The sequence below is a fragment of the Kitasatospora sp. NPDC034533 genome (assembly GCF_055575155.1).
Genome location: NZ_JBVITE010000035.1, coordinates 1 through 17,998 on the forward strand (window position 1 = coordinate 1; position 17,998 = coordinate 17,998).

Sequence of the window (17,998 nt, forward strand, 5' to 3'; positions counted from 1 at the left end):
AGGGGGGACCCTGTGGGAGAGTAGGACGCCGCCGAACAATTCTTGTGAATGAACCCCCATCCGGTTTCCGGGTGGGGGTTCTTCGCGTTTCCGGGGCCGACGTAGCCCTATTCGTCGGCTCCGTTCTCGGACTCGGATTCCGACGTGGGACCGGATCCGACGGGGTCGGCCTGCGGCCGCTGGGCCGGCGGTTGCCCCTGGGCCTGGGCCGGCTGCTGGGCGGCGGGCTGAGGCGTCTGGGATGCCGCGGGCGTCTGCGGCGCTTGCGAGGCCTGAGCCACCCCGTCCGCCGGAGTGGCCGGAGCAGCCGGATCGGCCGGAGGTTCCGCCGTTCCCCAGGCCGGTCGGGTGAGCCACTTGTCCGCGCTGTTGGTGAGGCGGGCGACGCCCGTACCGTCCGGCCGCATGCTGTACAGGTCGGCGCCGGAGCCCGCGGGGGCCTGGGCGAAGACGATGGACTGGCCGTCGGGTGAGTAGGCGGCCGTGCCGTAGAAGGCGTCCGAGGGAGCGGGGGTGAGGGCGCCGATGGTGCTGCCGTCGGGGTGGACGGTGTAGATGCCGCCGCCGGCGGCGTTGTCGGGGCCGGCCGGGTAGGTGGTGAAGAGGATCTGGGTGCCGTCCGGTGACCAGCTCGCGCGGTCGCCGGCGCGCAGTTCCCAGGGGGTCAGCTGGCGCAGCCCGGTGCCGTCCGCGCTGACGACGTAGATGGCGCGGCTGTTGGCGGGTTGTCCGGTCGCGCTGGTGCGGTACTCGAAGGTGAGCTGTTTCCCGTCGGGGGACCAGCTGGGGTTGCTGACGGTGCCGGAGTAGGGCTTGTCGTTGGTGAGGAACGTGAGTCGTTGAACGTCGGTGCCCCCGGGGCTCATCAAGTAGAGGTCCGAGTACTGGGTCTGGTGGCTGCCGGACGGGTCCAGGGCGCCCCAGGAGCGGCTGAAGGCGATCTGCTTGCCGTCCGGTGAGAAGGCGGGGGCGCGTTCGTCCTCGTTCGCGCAGTCGGTCGTGCCGCCGTCGCAAAGCCGGTCGACCTGGCGCTCGGTGCCGCCGGCGGTGGGCACGGTCCAGAGCCGGGCGGTGCCGGTCTGCGGGTCGGTGCGGTCGAAGGCGATGGTGGAGCCGTCGGGCGACCAGTCGGGGCGGTCGTCGCGGGCCCGGGCCGGTGGCTGGGTGACCTGGTGCTGGCCGGTGCCGTCGGGGAGGAGGGTGACGATCGCGGTGGTGGTGCGGGAGGCGTCGGTGTAGGCACGGCTGACGATCAGCCCGTTGTGGGCGGTGGACGCCGGGGCTCCGGCGGCAGCGCCGACCACGCCGGGAGCGGCGGACGTCGGATCGGGGGTGCTGGCGGGAGTGTCCGGCCGGATCTCCGAGAGGGGGATCTCCCCGGGTTCGGCCCCGCAGCCGGTGAGCAGGGTGCCGAGAAGGAGGAGGCCCGCACCGGTGCTCGCGCGGGTGCGGGCCCTGCCCTTGGGTGACTGCCGTGTGCCGGTGATCCGTGCCATCTCCGCCTCCGAGCCTTTCGACCGCTCCGACGTGTGGCCCCCGCCGAGGATCCAGGACGAAGGCCCCTGAAAGGAGCTGTCACTGTGTCAGAAGGGGAGCGTCGGCGGCCGGGCGACACGCGACGCGGCGCGCTCACTCGATCGCACGGAGTAGGTGCGGAAAGCGGAGGAAACAGGTAGGGGGCAGCGGGGGTCAGCCCCGGGCGGCGCGGCGCTCGGCCTTGGCGAGGGCCTCCGCCTCGTCCTCCGCCTCGGCGACCTCCAGGGTGGGGGCGGTGCCGCCGAGCTGGGCGGGCAGCCACCAGGTGTCGTCCGGGCCGGAGGGCTTGGCGGGATACTCCCGCTGGGCCCGGTCGAGCATCTCGGTCATGGCGGCGCGCAGTCGCCGGGTGACCATCACGGGCTTGTCGTCCGGTCCGAGGTGGATCGGCTCGCCGATCATGATGGTGACCGGGACGTGCCGCTTGGTGAGGGTCTTCGGGCGGCCCTTGGTCCAGAGCTGCTGGGTGCCCCAGAGCACGACGGGCAGCAGCGGGGTGCCGGAGTCGGCGGCCATCCGGGCGGCGCCGGTCTTGAACTTCTTCAGCATGAACGAGCGGCTGATCGTCGCCTCGGGGAACACCCCGACCACCTCGCCGGCCCTGAGGGCGCGCACGGCGGCCTCGTACGCGGGCTGGCCGTCGGTGCGGTCCACCGGGATGTGCTTCATGCCGCGCATCAGCGGGCCCGAGATCCGGTGCTTGAAGACGTCGTCCTTGGCCATGAAGCGGGTCTTGCGCTTGCCACCGCGGTACGCGCCGAGGCCCGCGAAGAGGAAGTCCAGGTAGCTGATGTGATTGCTGACCAGCACCGCTCCCCCCTTGGCGGGGATGTGTTCGGCGCCGATGATCTTGATCCGCACGTCGAGCGCGCGGAAGGCGGTGAGTGCGGCGCCGATCACCGGCGGGTACACGAACTCTGCCACGGTCAGTCCTGACTTCCACGGGCCGGAGCCCGGTTCGGCGGGTACCCGCTCCGTTGCGCGGGCGGTGCCGACCGGAGCACGGCACTCCGCGGCGGTCACGGGTGATACACGGAGATGATCCCCCGAACGGGTGCCTGCTGTCACCTGAGCCGTGCGGTCAAGCGGTTTTTGCCGGTGTGATCTCCGTGATGAGTTCGAACGGGAACTTTTCCGTTCCCCCGCGACGGCGGGTCCGGGCCGGTGGGCGGGCCGGGCACGGGGGCGGGTATGCGGGCCGACGGGTCAGGTGCCGGTGGGGAGGCGGCCCTGGGCGCGCCGGAGCAAGGGGTAGACCTCGCAGCCCACGCAGTAGCCGAACGCCGCGTTGACGAAGACGGCGGTGAACGCGGTCAGGCCGGCGAGCAGGCCGAGCCAGACCACACCGCTGTAGTAGCCGAGGGCGCCGACCGCGGTGAACACCATGCAGATGCCCTGGTCCAAGCGGAGGGTCCGTTCGTCGGCGGTCTCCGAGGGCGGCGCGAGCCGGGGGAGGACCACGGCCTGGAAGAGCCGGACGTAGGGGGCCAGTCGCAGGCCGCCGAACGCGCCGAGGGCGAAGACCAGCGCCTGGGCGGCCAGCAGGGGGCGGCTGCCGGTGTGGAGGGCGAGGACCAGGACGACCGAGCTGAGCGCGGCGGCCAGACGGGGGCCGCGGGGGTCGGTCTGCAAAAGGGGGCTCCTGAGGTCGCGACGGGCGGCGGCAGCGGTGGGGCTTCAGCGCCTTCGGCGGACGGTGGCCCGGGCCGAGCCGGCGGCCCGGCGGGAGGCCGGCGGCGGTGTCGGGCGCGGGTCGGAGTCCATCGGCCGATCGTACGTGGCTGGGTCCGGGCGGTCGACCGGCTTTCGCCGGCGGCCGACGCTGTCGCAGACTGGAGGGATGGCCCGGCCCGGTGGCGTGTGTCGTCCCGCCTGGGAGCGGGGCCGGACCGGGGCGGTCGGGGCCGGGAGCGACGGGAGGCTGGGCGTGGGCACCGAGGACGGGGCAGTGCGGCTGTCGGAGGCGGAACTGGGCGGGGCGCTCGGTGCGCGGGCGACGCTGGTGCAGTTCTCGACGGCCTTCTGCCAGCCTTGCCGGGCCACCCGCAGGGTGCTCTCCGAGGTGGCCGGGATGGTCGACGGGGTCGCGCACGTCGAGGTGGACGCCGAGGAGCGGCTGGAGCTGGTCCGCCGGCTGGAGGTCCGGCGGACGCCGACCGTCCTGGTGCTGGACCGGGACGGCCGGGTGGTGCGGCGGGCGGCGGGTCAGCCGCGCACGGTGGACGTGATCGCGGCGCTCGGCCAGGCGATCTGAGGCGTCCGGCCGTCGCGGTCCGCCGGCTTTTCCGCCCCGCCGGGTGGAGTCGGCCCCCGGCTGGGGCAGGATGGGCGCAGGCGGCGGGAGCAGCCGCACGGCGTAAGCTACTGGCCAGTAGTGACCACTGCGCTACCGGCGAGTATGCTGCCAGCAAGTTCCGGACCGGCACGGGAATCCGCTGCCCGGGGTGGGTGCGTGCCGTGTTCGCGCCCGCTCGCACCGCCGCAGCCGCCGGACGAGACCAGTACAGGAGACAAGGCCGTGAGCTTGAGGATCGTTGTCTGTGTGAAGTACGTGCCGGACGCGACGGGTGACCGTCGTTTCGCGGACGATCACACCACCGACCGGGAGGGTGTGGACGGCCTCCTGTCGGAGCTGGACGAGTACGGCGTGGAGCAGGCGCTGCGGATCGCGGAGGCGAACGAGGGTGCCGAGGTGACGGTGCTGACGGTGGGGCCGGACGACGCGAAGGACGCGCTGCGCAAGGCGCTGTCGATGGGCGCGGACAAGGCCGTGCACGTGAACGACGAGGACATCCACGGTTCGGATGTGATCGGGACGTCGGCGGTCCTGGCGAAGGCGCTGGAGAAGACCGGGTTCGATCTGGTGATCGGTGGTATGGCGTCGACGGACGGGACGATGGGTGTGCTGCCGGCGCTGCTGGCGGAGCGTCTGGGTGTGCCGCAGGTGACGCTGCTGTCGGAGGTGTCGGTCGAGGGCGGTGTGGTGAGGGGCCGCCGGGACGGTGACGCGGCGACGGAGCTGGTGGAGGCGGCGCTGCCGGCGGTGGTGTCGGTGACGGACCAGTCGGGTGAGGCCCGGTACCCGTCGTTCAAGGGGATCATGGCGGCGAAGAAGAAGCCGGTGCAGTCGCTGGACCTGGACGACCTGGGCATCGAGGCGGACGAGGTCGGTCTGGCGGGTTCGTGGACGGCGGTGGAGTCGGTGGCGGAGCGTCCGGCGCGTACCGCGGGCACGGTCGTCAAGGACGAGGGCGAGGGCGGCAAGCAGCTCGCGGCCTTCCTCGCCGGCCAGAAGTTCATCTAGTCCCACCCGTTCGCGCATCCAACGATCGATCAGGAGCAACGAATCATGGCTGAGATCCTGGTTCTGGTGGACCACGCCGACGGTGTGATCCGCAAGCCGGCCCTGGAGCTGCTGACCCTGGCCCGCCGCATCGGCGAGCCGTCCGCCGTCGTCCTGGGCGCCGGTGCCGCCGCCGCCGACATCGCCGCCAAGGCCGGCGAGTACGGCGCCGCGAAGGTCTACGTCGCCGACGGCGCCGAGTTCGCCGACCAGCTGGTCGTCCCCAAGGTGGACGCCCTGGCCCAGATCGCCAAGGCCAACGACGCCGCCGCCGTCCTGGTGACGTCCTCGGGCGAGGGCAAGGAGGTCGCCGCGCGCGTCGCGCTGCGCCTGGGCTCGGGCATCATCACCGACGCCGTCGACCTGGAGGCCGGTGACGGCGGTCCGGTCGCCACCCAGTCGGTCTTCGCCGCGTCCTTCCAGGTGAAGTCCAAGGTCACCAAGGGCGCGCCGGTCATCACCGTCAAGCCGAACGCCGTCGCTCCGGAGGCCGCCGCGGCCGCCGGTGCCGTCGAGAACGTCGCCGTGGAGTTCACCGGCAACGCCGCCAAGGTCGTCGAGCGGACCCCGCGGGTGTCCTCCGGGCGCCCGGAGCTGACCGAGGCCGCGATCGTGGTCTCCGGCGGCCGTGGTGTCGGTGCCGCCGAGGGCTTCGGCGTGGTGGAGGAGCTCGCGGACGCGCTGGGCGGCGCGGTCGGTGCCTCGCGCGCCGCCGTGGACGCCGGCTGGTACCCGCACAGCAGCCAGGTCGGCCAGACCGGCAAGCAGGTCTCCCCGCAGCTCTACATCGCGGCGGGCATCTCCGGCGCCATCCAGCACCGGGCCGGCATGCAGACCTCGAAGACCATCGTGGCCGTCAACAAGGACCCCGAGGCCCCGATCTTCGAGCTGGTCGACTACGGCGTGGTCGGCGACCTCTTCCAGGTGCTGCCGCAGCTGACCGCCGAGGTGAAGGCCCGCAAGGCCTGATCCCCGCGGAAGGTTCGGAGGGCGTGGCGCCGGGTGCTCGGTGCCACGCCCTCCGGCGTTCTCGACGGTGCCCGGCCCCGGCCCGGCGTCCCCGGGGCGGGGCGGGGCGGGCGCGGCGGCGGCCCGTAGAGTCGGCGCCGGCGCGTGACCCGGAGCCGGGCGCGCGCGGTGAGCGCGTGGCGCACGGGCGCGGCGCGGTGGCTCGGAAACGAGGCGAGGACGGTGGCATGGCACTGCTGACGGCACTTCAGGGCGGTTTCGGCGACGCGGCGGACGCGCTGCGGATCGACGGTCGGACGCTCTCCCGGGAGGAACTGCTGGGCGCGGCGACCGCCGTCGCCGACCGGGTGGCCGGTGCCCCGGCGCTCGCGGTGCTCGCCCGGCCCACCGTCGAGACCGTCACCGCCGTGGTCGGCGGCCTGCTGGCGGGCGTCCCGGTGGTGCCGCTGCCGCCGGACTCGGGGCCCAAGGAGCGCGAGCACATCCTGCGCGACTCCGGCGCGGCACTGCTCGCGCACGCCGCCGGGGAGGCGCTGCCGGAAGGCACCTCGGTGGCGGGGCTGCCGGTCGACCCCGGGCAGCGCTCCGCCACCACGTACGCCGAGCCGGCCGCCGGGTCGACCGGCTTCGTGCTCTACACCTCGGGCACCACCGGCGCGCCCAAGGGCGTGGTGATCCGGCGCGAGGCGGTCGCCGCCGACCTGGACGCCCTCGCCGCCGCCTGGCGGTGGACCGCCGAGGACACCCTCGTGCACGGCCTGCCGCTGTTCCACGTGCACGGGCTGCTGCTCGGCGTGCTCGGCGCCCTGCGCACCGGCAGCGCGCTGGTGCACACCGGGCGGCCCACCCCGGCGGGCTACGCGGCGGCGGGCGGCAGCCTGTACTTCGGCGTGCCCACCGTCTGGTCCCGGCTGGCGGCGGACCCGGAGGCGGCGGCCCGGCTGGCCCCGGCCCGGTTGCTGGTCTCGGGCAGCGCGCCGCTGCCCGTCCCGGTGTTCGAGAAGCTCGCGGCGCTCACCGGGCACGCCCCGATCGAGCGGTACGGGATGACCGAGTCGCTGATCACCGTCAGCACCCGGGCGGACGGCGAGCGGCGCCCCGGCAGTGTCGGGCTGCCGCTGGACGGGGTCAGCACCCGGCTGGTCGGCGAGGACGGCGCGCCGGTGCCGCACGACGGGGAGAGCGTCGGCGAGCTCCAGGTGGCCGGCCCGACGCTGTTCAGCGGCTACCTGAACCGGCCGGACGCGGATGCCGAGGCCTGGACGGCGGACGGCTGGTTCCGCACCGGGGACGTCGCGGTGATCGGCGCGGACGGGTTCCACCGGATCGTCGGCCGCGCCTCGGTGGACCTGATCAAGAGCGGCGGCTACCGGATCGGCGCGGGCGAGGTGGAGGCCGCGCTGCGGGACCACCCTGCGGTCGCCGACGCGGCGGTGGTCGGCGTGCCGGACGAGGACCTCGGACAGGCGATCGTCGCGTACGTCATCGCGGAGGACGCCGTGACGGGGGACCAGCTGACGGCCTTCGTGGCGGAGCGGCTCTCGGTTCACAAGCGACCGCGCCGGGTCGTCCTGGTGCCCGAACTGCCCAGGAACGCCTTGGGAAAAGTGCTGAAGAAGCAGTTGCTGGCGGAGGCCGGCGGCCGCTGACGGAAGGGGCGTCGGACGCCGTCGGCGGTGACGGACGTTCACCCTGATGCGCCGTTGGTGCTCACCACCCGTGACCCTTCCTTTGGCGCACTCCACTGCGCACGGTGAGCGGACGCGTGCCTAACGTGACACGCAGGCAGAACCGAATCGCTGGGCGAAAGCGCCGCGGCTCCCGGTCGCAGGACCGGAAGCCGCGGCGTGCCGGGCGGGGGCTCTGCCGGAAAGCACGGCCAGTCCTGGCCGCTCACAGCAACTCGCAGCAGTGAAGGAAGTCAGCACGATGACCACCGTCAACACCGGCGCGCCGGCCGTCGCCGGCGAACCGACCGGGCAGCAGGACGCTGCCACCGCTCCTACCCGCCGTCCGTCCCGCACCGCGCGGCTCCGTCGGGGGATAGCCATGGTGGCCGTGATCGCGACCGGGGCGGGCGTGATCGGCCTCGGCACCGCCGTCGGCCCCGCGGCCGCGGAGGCCGCTCCGGCGCACGCCGGATGGGACGGCTCGCGGTACTGGTTCAAGAACAGCCGGGGGGAATGGCGCTGGACCTCGCACTACAGCGTGTACGCGGCGCGCACCGGGGGCGGCTCCCCGTCCGCCGCGAAGTCCTCGGCCGGGTCCTCCGGCGGGATCAAGCAGGGGTGGGACGGCGAGCGCTACTGGTTCCGCAACAGCAAGGGCGAGTGGCGCTGGACCTCGCACTACGACATCTACCTGGACCGCACCGGGGGCGGCTCCGATTCGGACTACGTGCGCCCGGCCCACTTCAACGACTCGGTCGCGGAGGACCGCGACGTCGAGACGGCCGTCCAGTTCGCGCTCTCCCAGCTGGGCGTACCGTTCCGCCGGGCCGGCAACGGACCGGACGGCTACGACTGCTCTGGCCTGGTGCAGCAGTCCTTCCGACGCGGTGGCATCGACCTGCCACGCGTCGCCAACGACCAGTACGCGGCGACCACGCCGATCAGCGCGAGCCAGCTGCGCCGCGGTGACCTGCTGTTCTGGTCGCCGGACGGGACGCCCAGGGGCATCCAGCACGTGGCGATCTACCTGGGCGACAACGAGTACGTCGAGGCCGCGCGGCCCGGGACCAACATCCGGATCTCGGAGATCAGCAGCGGCTACTACCCGGCGTACATGGGACGGCCGTAGCGGCCGGTCGGTCCGCCCGACGGGGGCGCCGGTCCGTCCGGTGCCCCCGTCGGGCGCCTCCGTGCGCGGGGCGTGCACCACGGGGCGCGGGATCGCGCGGGTTGGGGAGCGCGGGGCGCGAGGGGCGTACGAGCAGGGCGTGCGCGAGAAGTCGGCCCACCTGGTGTCCTGTGCCCGAGCGGTGGCCAAGGGGTGCAACTTTCCGGTAGACCGGTCGGCGTTTCCCCGCTCCCGGGCGCCTGACCTGGGCACATGCCGCCGGCACGGGGCGGGCCGGGGCGCGTGGGCGGGCCCGGCCGGGAGGCATGGGGAGCGGCGTGGCGCGGGTACCACCACGGATGGCGCCGGCTCGGCCGACGGGGGCGCTGCCCGGTGCGAACCGCATCGGGGGAAGTCGAGGGCAGGGGACGTTGTGATCGTCTGGGTCAATGGCACATTCGGGGCGGGCAAGACGAGCGCCTGCCGCGAGCTGGTGGAACTGCTGCCCGGGAGCGTGCTCTTCGATCCCGAGCTGGTGGGCTTCGGACTGCGCCGACTGCTCCCGGCCGACCGGCTGGCGACGGTCTCCGACTTCCAGGAGCTGGCGGCCTGGCGCCGGCTCGTCCCCGAGACGGCGGCGGCCCTGCTCGGCGAGGTCGGGGGGCCGTTGGTGGTCCCGATGACCCTGCTCAGAGAGGACTACCGGGACGAGATCTTCGGCGGGCTGGCCTCGCACGGGATCGCGGTGCACCACTTCGCGCTGGACCCTGAAGAAACGATCCTGCGCGACCGCATCGCCCGCCGCGAGGAGTGTCCCGGCGATCCGGCGGCCAGCGAGCGGGTCCGCGCCTGGTGCCTCGAACACCTGCCCGCGTACCGCGCCGCCCGCCGCTGGCTGGTCGAGGACGCCCGGATGATCGACACCAGCGCACTCTCCCCACGGGAGACCGCGCTCCGGATCGCCGAGCTGGTCCGGGTCGGCGCCGCCCGCTGCCCGATCGTCCAGACCCCGGACCCGACCGGGGACACCGTGGCCTCCGCCGTCCTGCTCTTCGACGAGCAGGACCGCGTGCTGCTCGTCGACCCCGTCTACAAGCCGGACTGGGACTTCCCCGGCGGCGTGGTCGAGCGCGGCGAGGCCCCCACGGACGCGGCCCTGCGCGAGACCGCGGAGGAGCTGGGCCTGCGCCTGGACTCCTCCGCGCTGCGCCTGCTCGCCGTCGACTGGGAGCCGCGCACCGGCCCGCGCCGTGGCGGACTGCGGTTGATGTACGACGGCGGCCTGCTGGACGCGGAGGGCCGGCAGAGCCTGCTGCTCCAGCGGGAGGAACTGCGGGGCTGGCGCTTCGTCACCCTGGACGAGGCGGGCGAACTGCTGCCGCCGGGGCGCTACCGGCGGCTGGCGGCCGCGCTGGAGGCGCGGCGCAGCGGTGAGCTGCGGTACCTGGAGGCGGGGAGCCGGGTGGCCGCGGGGCTGGCTCGCACGGCGGACGCGGCGTAGGGGTGTCGCGGCCCGGCGGGCGGGGTTCCCTGGCGGAGCCGGGTGGGAGCGGCTTCCGGGCTGCCTCCCGGTTCGCCGGGCGGCGGGCCCGGGCGGGAGGATGGGGGCATGCCGTTCACGCTGAGCCATCCCGCCGCCGTCCTGCCCCTGCTGCGTGCCGCCGGGGCGCGCGGGCCGCTGGTGGCGTCGGCGCTGGTCGCCGGGTCGATGGCACCGGACGTGCCGTTCTTCGCCGAGTCCCTGCTGCCCGGGGTCTACGGCCACGGCGGGCTGACGCACCGCTGGTGGGCGGTGCCGACGCTGGACGTGGCGATCGCCGGAGCGCTGGTGGCCGGCTGGCACGGGCTGCTGCGCGGGCCGGTGGTGGCGTTGCTGCCCGAACGCTGGGCGGGGGCCGCGGAGGCGCTGACGGTCCGGCGGGGCGCGGGCGCCGGAGCCGGCGGGGGCGCCGGCACGGTGGGCGGCGGCCTGGTCGGCGGCGGGGCCGGGGCCGGTGGCGCGGTGTGGTTCGCGGCCTCGGCGGCGATCGGCGCGGCCACGCATGTCGGCTGGGACGCGTTCACCCACGGGGACCGGCTGGGCGTGCGGCTGCTGCCCGTACTGGATCGGCCGGTGGCCGGTGTTCCGTTGTACGAGGTGCTGCAGTACGGCAGTTCGGCGCTCGCCCTGGCGGCGCTGGGCGGTTGGGCGGCGCGCGCGGTGCGGGCAGCCGAGCCGGCGCGGCCGGCCGTGCGGCTCGCGCCGAGGGCCCGGCGGGCGGCCGTCGCGGTGCTGGGGGCGGCGACGGCCGCCGGGGTACTGCACCGGCTCAGCCCGCTGCGGCGGAACCTGGTGCCGGAGGTGTGTTTCGGTGCCGGGGCCGGGCTAGCGGTGGGCGCGGTCGGCTACGCGGCGGTGGTGGCGGCCGCCCGCCGGCTGTGCGGCGGGTGGCCTGAGCTCACTCGGGAGGTTTCGCGGGGCACTTCCCGGGGCGCCACGCGGGACGGCTCTCGGGGCGCCACGCGGGACGGCTCCCGGGAAGGCTCTCGGGGAGCTTCACGGGGCGTCGCTTCGAGGGGCCGTCAGACGGAGCGCAGTTCGGCGTAGCGGCGGAGGAACAGCGCCTCGGTGAGGGCCATCCGCTCCAGTTCCCTCGGGTCGACGCTCTCGTTGACCGCGTGGATCTGGGTGGTGGGCTCCTCGACGCCGATCAGCACGATCTCGGCGTCCGGGTAGAGCGAGCGCAGGGTGTTGCAGAGCGGGATCGAGCCGCCCTCGCCGGAGGCGACCATCTCGGTGCCGAAGGCCTCGGCCATCGCCGCGCCCATCGCCTCGTAGGCGGGGCCGCTGGTGTCGGCGCGGAACGGCGAGCCGTTGCCCTGGCGCTCGACGGTGATCCGGGCGCCGAGCGGGACCTGTGCCTCCAGGTGGGCGACCAGCGCGCCCTGGGCGTCGTCCGCGTCCGTGCCCGGCGGGACGCGCAGGCTGATCAGGGCCTTGGCGGTGGCCTGGACGGACGAGGTGGCGCCGATCACCGGCGGGGCGTCGATGCCGAGGACGGTGACGGAGGGCCGGGCCCAGAGGCGGTCCGCGATGGTGCCGGTGCCGGTCAGGGCGACGCCGTCGAGCACCTTGGCGTCGGAGCGGAACTGCTCCTCCGGGTACTGCACACCGGTCCAGACCTGGTCGGTGGTCAGGCCCGCCACCGCGACGTCGCCGTGCTCGTCGTGCAGCGAGGCCAGCACCCGGACCAGGCACTGGAGCGCGTCCGGGGCGGCGCCGCCGAAGGCGCCGGAGTGCAGGTTGCCGGCCAGCGTGGTGATCGTGACCTCGACCACCGTCATGCCGCGCAGGGAGGCGGTCACGGTCGGCAGGCCCAGGGCGAAGTTGCCGGCGTCGCCGATGACGATGGCGTCCGCGGCGAGCAGCTCGGGGTGGGCCTCGGCGTAGCGCTCCAGACCGCCGGTGCCCTGCTCCTCGGAGCCCTCGACGATGATCTTCAGACCCACCGGGTAGGTGTCGCCGTGGACCTGACGCAGAGCCCGCAGGGCGGTCAGGTGCATCAGGATGTTGCCCTTGCAGTCGGCGGCGCCGCGCCCGTACCAGCGCCCGTCGCGCTCGGTCAGCTCGAAGGCGGGGCTGATCCAGGCGTCCTCGTCCAGCGGGGGCTGGACGTCGTAGTGGGAGTAGAGCAGTACGGTCGGCGCGCCCTCGGGGCCGGGCAGTTCGCCGTAGACGGACTGGGTGCCGTCCGGGGTGTCCAGCAGCCGGATGCCGGTGAGCCCCTCGGCGGCGAACGCGTCGGCGACCCAGCGCGCCGCCTTCTCGCACTCCTCGACCGGGAACTGGCGCGGGTCGGCGACCGACGGGAAGGCGACCAGCTCGGCGAGGTCGGTGCGGGCACGGTCCATCAGGGACCGGACGGCGTCGGCCAGGGGCTGTGACATCGGGGCTCCGAGGGGGCGGTCCGCCCTGGGGGTGGTGCGGGCGGAGGCGGTGGTTGGGGTCATGCCGATCATAGGCGGAGCGGAACGGGGGGTTCCGAGGGCGTGGGGCGGCCCGGGCAGGCGGGGAGTGGTGCTGAGGGCGGTACCGAGGGTGCCGGTGTGGTGCGGGCTGGGGTGCCGGTGGGCCCGGCCGGGCGGTGGGCGCGGGTGGCGGGGCGGTGCGTTCGACGGGGGCGGGCGGACGCATAGGATTGCTCGACGTGACTGACTCCGGAAGCTCCGATTCCCGCAGCCCGCTCGACAGCCCGATCGAGGGCGGTCCGATCGAAGGCAGTCCGGTCGAGGGCGGCCCGACCGAGGGCGGCTCGTTCGACGGCGCTCCGACGGAGGGCGCTTCGACCGAGGGCACTCCGACCGAGGGCGCTCCGACGGAGGGCGCTTCGGCCGACGCCGGTCGGAGCGATGCCGATCCGGCCGACGACGCGGTCCCGCCGACGGACGGCGTCTGGGACGTCGTGGTGGTCGGCGCCGGACCGGCGGGCTCCTCGGCCGCGCACGCCGCCGCGGCCCGGGGCCGTCGGGTGCTGCTGCTCGACAAGGCCGAACACCCCCGGTACAAGACCTGTGGCGGCGGCATCATCGGCCCCTCCCGGGACAGCCTGCCGCCGGACTTCCGGCTGCCGTTGCAGGACCGGGTGCACGCCGTCACCTTCGCGTACGACGGGAAGTACACCCGGACGCGGCGCTCCAAGCAGATGCTGTTCGGCCTGGTCAACCGGGACGAGTTCGACCTGCGCCTGGTGCAGGCCGCCAAGCAGGCCGGCGCGGTGCTGGTCACCGGAGTGACCGTCACCGGCGTCGAGCAGCGCGGCGGCGCGCACCGGACGGCCCTGGTGACGGCGGCCGACGGGCGGACCTTCGAGGCCCGCGCGGTGGTGGGCGCGGACGGCAGTGCGAGCCGGATCGGCCGGCACGTCGGTGTCACCTTCGACCAGATCGACCTCGGCCTGGAGGCGGAGATCCCGGTGCCGGCGCAGGTCGCCGCCGACTGGGCGGGCCGGGTGCACCTCGACTGGGGCCCGCTGCCCGGCAGTTACGGCTGGGTGTTCCCCAAGACCGAGAGCAGCAGTCTGACCGTCGGCGTCATCTCGGCGCGCGGTGACGGCGAGCGGACCAAGCAGTACCTGGCCGAGTACATCCGCCGACTCGGCCTGTCCGGGTTCACCCCCCGGGTGGAGTCCGGGCACCTGACCCGCTGCCGGGCCGAGGACTCGCCGCTCTCCCGCGGCCGGGTGCTGGTCGCCGGTGACGCGGCCGGGCTGCTGGAGCCGTGGACCCGCGAGGGCATCTCGTACGCGCTGCGCTCGGGCCGGCTGGCCGGTGAGTGGGCGGTGCAGGTCGCCGAGGCGGGCGACGCGGCGGCGGTGCGGCGGGAGGCGCTGAACTACGCCTTCGCGATCAAGGCCGGGCTCGGTGTGGAGATGCGCGCGGGCAAGCAGCTGCTGGGCGCCTTCGAGCGGCGTCCGTACCTGTTCCACGCGGCGGTCTGCCTGGTGCCGGCGGCGTGGCGGGCCTTCGCCCGGACCACCCAGGGGCGCACCACCTTCGCCCAGGTGCTGCGGCAGTACCGGGCGGCGCGGCGGCTGACGGCGATGGCCTCGCGGTAGGCCGTCGTCACGACGCGGGGCCGGCGTCCCCCCTCGGTGCGAGGAGGGACGCCGGCGCCTGTCGCGTCGGGGTGCCGGCTACTTGAGCCCGCTGTCCAGCGCGGACATCAGGGTGCCGGACGGGGTGTCGCCGGACAGCTCCCAGATCATTCCGCCGAGCAGGCCCTTCGACTTGAGATAGGCCGTCTTCTGCGAGATCGACCAGGCGTCGTCGAAGGTCCACCACTGGCCGCCGGCTCCCGTGTAGCCGTACGTCGCGACGGACTTGGGGTCGTGGTAGACGGTGAGGTTGGAGAGGCTGGTGATCAGGTTGTTGTACCCGCGGGTACCGGCCTCGTCGGTGAACTGGCCCGGTGCGGCGCCGTTCGCGGACTGCCAGGCGCCGTTCGCCCCGCCGTCCGTGACGCTCTGCCAGCCGCGACCGTAGAACGGGAAGCCGATGGTCAGCTTGCGCGGGTTGACGCCGGCGTTCAGGTAGGTCTGGACGGCGGTGTCCACGCTGAAGTGGGTGGTGTAGGGGTCGTTCGGGTCGTTGTAGAGGTTGGAGGCGTGGCCGGTGCGGTTGGGCTCCCAGGAGTTGTCGCTGCCCGAGCCGTGGAAGTCGTAGCCCTGGACGTTGGCGATGTCCATCGAGCCGAAGATCTTCGAGAGGTCCCAGCCGGCGGCGACCTTCGCCGGGTCGGCCGGGGTGAAGGCGGTGAGCAGCTTGTGCGAGCCGCCCAACGCGTCCAGCTGCTTGCGGAACTCGGCCATCAGCAGCGTCAGGTTGTCCTTGTCGTTGACGCTCCAGTGGTTGCCCGGGTGGCCGTCGCCGGAGCCGGGCCACTCCCAGTCGATGTCGAAGCCGTCGAAGATGCCCGCTGCCACGCCGTCGCCGCCGGCACCGTTGTAGGCGGGCAGGTTGCCCTTGATCCAGGTGTCGACGCAGGACTTGACGAACTTCTGGCGGGACGCGTCGGTGGCGGCGACGTCGGAGAAGTACTTGGAGTAGGTCCAGCCGCCGAGCGAGACGACGACCTTCAGGTTCGGGTACTTGGCCTTGAGCTTCTTCAACTGGTTGAGGTTGCCGCGGAGTTTGCCCCAGCCGTCGTCGGCCACGCCGTCGACCGACTGGGCGGCGCTCATCGGGCGGGCGTAGTCCGCGTCGGCGTCACCGGCGCCGGTGCCCTGGTCCGGGTCCTCCGGGTTGCTGGTGGTGCCCTTGGTGACACCGGCCATGCAGGTCAGGTTGACCGGGTCGATGTTCTCGAAGGCGTAGTTGATGACGTCGAGCTTGGCGGCGGCGCCCGAGGTGTCCAGGTTCTTGACGAAGTACTGGCGCCCGTAGATGCCCCACTGGACGAAGTAGCCGACCCGGGCGTACTTCCCGGCGCCGACCAGGTCCGAGGTGGTCACGCTGAGCGGGGCGGAGGCGGGCGAGGCGTTGTCGGCGGGGTCGCGGGCCTTCACGGTGAACGTGTAGGTGGTGGACGGCGAGAGGCTGCCGACGGTCGCGGTGAGCGTGCTGCCGGTGACCGTGGTCACCAGCGTGCCGCCCTGGTAGACGTCGTACGCGGCGACCCGGACGTTGTCCGTCGCGGCGTTCCAGGCGAGCGTCACGTCCGACGAACTCACCGCGGTGGAGCGGAGGTTGGTCGGTGCGGTGGGCGGCTGGGTGTCGGTGGACGGGTCGAAGGTGGACGCGGTGACGGACGCGCCGGCCGGACCGGTGTTGCCGCGGCTGTCCTTGGCCCGGACGCTCAGGGTGTACGAGGTGGCCGGGGTGAGGCCGGTGACCAGGGCGCTGGTGGTCGGGCTGGAGGCGAGGACGGTGCTGCCGTTCAGCACGTCGTAGGAGGCCACCGGGAAGTCCCCGCCGGTGGCGGCCGACCACTTCAGGGCGAGCGTGTGGGCGGTGGACTCGGTGACGGTCGGGGCGCCCGGAGCGGACGGCGGGACGTCGGGGGTGCCGTCGCACTTGTCGCCGTTGATACGGCAGTTGAGCGGGGTGGAGACGGGGCCGTTGCCGACGAACCAGAAGCTGTAGGGGTCGGTGGTGCTGTGGGCGTTGACGGTGGAGTTGTAGAACGCGGCCGTGGCGGTGACGTGTTGGCCGTTGACGGTGGCGGTGCCGTTGTAGCTGTTGCCGATGCTCACGCCGGTCGGGAGGTCGAACTCCAGCGTCCAGCCGCTCACCGCGGTCGCGTTGTCGTTGTGGACGACGTAGGTGCCCTGCCACCAGGAGCCGTTGTTGGCGGTGGTGAAGGTGGCGGTGAGCTTTCCGGCGGCGTTCGCCGGGGTGGCCAGCGCGGTGAGCGCGGCGAGGGGCAGGAGCAGGACGCTGAGCAGTGCGAGCAGTCTGCTGCGCACGCGCGGGCGCCCGGCCCGGGATCGAGCGGACATGGTTCTCCCTGTGATCGTGGGGGTTGAACAGGGTGACGTAGAACCGGGGTTGATCCGTGTGCGATCGGTGCCCGCGCCGTTGGGGAGACGGGGCATGGGCACTGTAGGAGGACTGGACCAATGCGTCAACAGGTCTGTACCACTTGGGGAACCGGGGGCGTGGGCACGCGGGGGTGTGGGGGCGGGGGTCGGCTCGGGTCGGCCGTCATCTGTTCGTCCCCGTCAGCTCGTCCCCGAGCGGGCTGCGCCGGTACAGCACCGAGCGGCCGTGGCGGGCTTTGGTGACCAGGCCGGTGGCGGCCAGGACGGACAGGTGCTGGCTGACGGCGCCCGGGGTGACGCCCAGGCGGTAGGCGAGCTCGGTGGTGGAGGCGGCCTCCGAGAGCAGGGCCAGCAGCCGCGCCTTCGGCAGGCCGACCAGCGCCTCCAGGGCCTGCGGCGGCACCGGCGCGCCCTCGGCCGCCATGCCCGCCTGGCCGCGGGCCGGATAACTGATCTGGGGCGCACGGTCGTTGCCGATCATCGTGATCGCGCCACGGACGAAGAAGGTCGGGCAGAGCACGAGCCCCCGGCCGTCCACCGCGATCTCCACGTTCCGGTCCGTCCACTGCCGGTCGATCGAGAGCACGCCGTCCTCCCAGCGGAGCCGGTGGTCCAGGTCGGCGAACAGGGCGGCCGCGCCGTGCTGGGCGAGCAGCCGGGCGCGGTAGACCAGATCGGCCTCCAGGACCGCGCGGGCCTGCGGCCACCAGCTGGGGGCGAGGCACAGTTCCCAGTACTCCTCCAGCGCGTCGGCGATCCGCGCCAGGAGCCGCTCCGGGTCGGCCAGCCCGGTGGCGAGCACGGCCGGCATCGGCTGGCCGTACGAGCAGAAGGTCTGCTCCAGTTCGGGGCGCAGCTGCTCCGGCGGCAGCGCGCGGACGGTGGCCAGCTCGGTGCGGAACTCGGGGGAGGGGGAGGCCGGGCGGGGAGTCAGGAAGTCCGGGACGAAGCGGTTCTCGGCGACGAGCGAGAGCAGGAGGCGGGAGTCCAGGCGCTCGAAGGCGGGCCTGAGCTGCTCGAAGGCCCGGGTCTGGAGGCGGTAGACGCCCGGGTGCGTCCACATCCGCAGGCTCAGCACGGCCTCGTGGATCGGCGAGGCGGCGAACCACGTGGTGGCGAGGTCGGCCAGGCGGAGGGTGAACCGGTGCACGAGGGCGTCCTTCGGAGGGGAAGCGGGCATTGGATTCAGCCAGAGCCTAAATGAGTACCTGGGGCGGACCGGCGCGCGGTGGGATCGCCGCATGACCACCTCGACGGCGGAGTCCTCCGCACCTTCCCCTGGCGCGCCCGAAGGTCCTGCGGGGGCCGTGACCTCGTCTGGAGGCCCTGCCGGGGCCGTGACCGCGTCCGAGGG

The 17,998-nt window shown here is 73.8% G+C and carries 14 protein-coding genes; 8 read left to right on the forward strand and 6 right to left on the reverse strand.

What is annotated here, in order from left to right; genetic code table 11:
- Positions 1-107 precede the first annotated feature (107 nt).
- The 3 genes from ACZ55U_RS23050 to ACZ55U_RS23060 all read right to left on the reverse strand — a co-directional run bounded on the left by ACZ55U_RS23050 (position 108) and on the right by ACZ55U_RS23060 (position 3,168).
- Entirely contained in the window at positions 108-1,496 is a 1,389-nt protein-coding gene (locus tag ACZ55U_RS23050; RefSeq protein WP_465528435.1) for a TolB family protein, read from the reverse strand.
- A gap of 193 nt (positions 1,497-1,689) precedes the next feature.
- Complete coding sequence (locus tag ACZ55U_RS23055) at positions 1,690-2,460, reverse strand: lysophospholipid acyltransferase family protein (protein ID WP_465528437.1); 771 nt, start codon at positions 2,458-2,460, stop codon at positions 1,690-1,692.
- Positions 2,461-2,742: 282 nt separating this feature from the next.
- The gene (locus ACZ55U_RS23060; RefSeq protein ID WP_465528439.1) at positions 2,743-3,168 is read right to left on the reverse strand and encodes a DUF4395 domain-containing protein; all 426 of its coding nucleotides are present in this window, start codon (positions 3,166-3,168) and stop codon (positions 2,743-2,745) included.
- A gap of 295 nt (positions 3,169-3,463) precedes the next feature.
- Between ACZ55U_RS23060 and ACZ55U_RS23065 the strand changes: the two genes are divergently transcribed.
- The 7 genes from ACZ55U_RS23065 (at position 3,464) to ACZ55U_RS23095 (ending at position 11,213) form a co-directional block, all read left to right on the forward strand.
- A complete protein-coding gene (locus tag ACZ55U_RS23065) occupies positions 3,464-3,790 on the forward strand; it encodes a thioredoxin family protein (RefSeq protein ID WP_465528441.1) in 327 nt (108 codons plus the stop codon).
- A 264-nt stretch (positions 3,791-4,054) separates the two neighbouring features.
- Entirely contained in the window at positions 4,055-4,840 is a 786-nt protein-coding gene (locus ACZ55U_RS23070) for an electron transfer flavoprotein subunit beta/FixA family protein (RefSeq protein ID WP_465528034.1), read from the forward strand.
- Positions 4,841-4,885: 45 nt separating this feature from the next.
- Positions 4,886-5,848 (forward strand): electron transfer flavoprotein subunit alpha/FixB family protein, encoded by a 963-nt coding sequence (locus ACZ55U_RS23075; RefSeq protein ID WP_465528443.1) that lies wholly within the window; start codon positions 4,886-4,888, stop codon positions 5,846-5,848.
- A gap of 227 nt (positions 5,849-6,075) precedes the next feature.
- Positions 6,076-7,497, forward strand: coding sequence for an AMP-binding protein (locus ACZ55U_RS23080; RefSeq protein ID WP_465528445.1), 1,422 nt, complete (start codon positions 6,076-6,078; stop codon positions 7,495-7,497).
- Between the two features lie 280 nt (positions 7,498-7,777).
- Positions 7,778-8,647 (forward strand): C40 family peptidase, encoded by an 870-nt coding sequence (locus ACZ55U_RS23085; protein WP_465528447.1) that lies wholly within the window; start codon positions 7,778-7,780, stop codon positions 8,645-8,647.
- A 412-nt stretch (positions 8,648-9,059) separates the two neighbouring features.
- Positions 9,060-10,127 carry an NUDIX hydrolase gene (locus ACZ55U_RS23090; protein ID WP_465528449.1) on the forward strand — a complete coding sequence of 356 codons (1,068 nt, stop codon included), beginning with the start codon at positions 9,060-9,062 and terminating at the stop codon, positions 10,125-10,127.
- A 108-nt stretch (positions 10,128-10,235) separates the two neighbouring features.
- Positions 10,236-11,213: a DUF4184 family protein gene (locus ACZ55U_RS23095; protein WP_465528451.1), complete on the forward strand. Its 978-nt coding sequence runs from the start codon at positions 10,236-10,238 to the stop codon at positions 11,211-11,213.
- Here the strand turns inward: ACZ55U_RS23095 and ACZ55U_RS23100 are convergent.
- On the reverse strand, positions 11,189-12,553 hold the full coding sequence (locus tag ACZ55U_RS23100; RefSeq protein ID WP_465528553.1) for a M20/M25/M40 family metallo-hydrolase: 1,365 nt from the start codon (positions 12,551-12,553) through the stop codon (positions 11,189-11,191). The two genes, ACZ55U_RS23095 and ACZ55U_RS23100, sit on opposite strands and share 25 nt — an antisense overlap.
- A gap of 515 nt (positions 12,554-13,068) precedes the next feature.
- Here ACZ55U_RS23100 and ACZ55U_RS23105 point away from each other — a divergent pair.
- Positions 13,069-14,220 (forward strand): geranylgeranyl reductase family protein, encoded by a 1,152-nt coding sequence (locus ACZ55U_RS23105; RefSeq protein ID WP_465528555.1) that lies wholly within the window; start codon positions 13,069-13,071, stop codon positions 14,218-14,220.
- Positions 14,221-14,298: 78 nt separating this feature from the next.
- On the opposite strand, the gene ACZ55U_RS23110 is transcribed toward ACZ55U_RS23105, so the two are convergent.
- Both ACZ55U_RS23110 and ACZ55U_RS23115 read right to left on the reverse strand, forming a co-directional pair.
- Complete coding sequence (locus tag ACZ55U_RS23110) at positions 14,299-16,602, reverse strand: glycosyl hydrolase family 18 protein (protein WP_465528453.1); 2,304 nt, start codon at positions 16,600-16,602, stop codon at positions 14,299-14,301.
- Positions 16,603-16,807: 205 nt separating this feature from the next.
- On the reverse strand, positions 16,808-17,794 hold the full coding sequence (locus ACZ55U_RS23115) for an ArsR/SmtB family transcription factor (protein WP_465528455.1): 987 nt from the start codon (positions 17,792-17,794) through the stop codon (positions 16,808-16,810).
- Between the last annotated feature and the right edge of the window lie 204 nt (positions 17,795-17,998).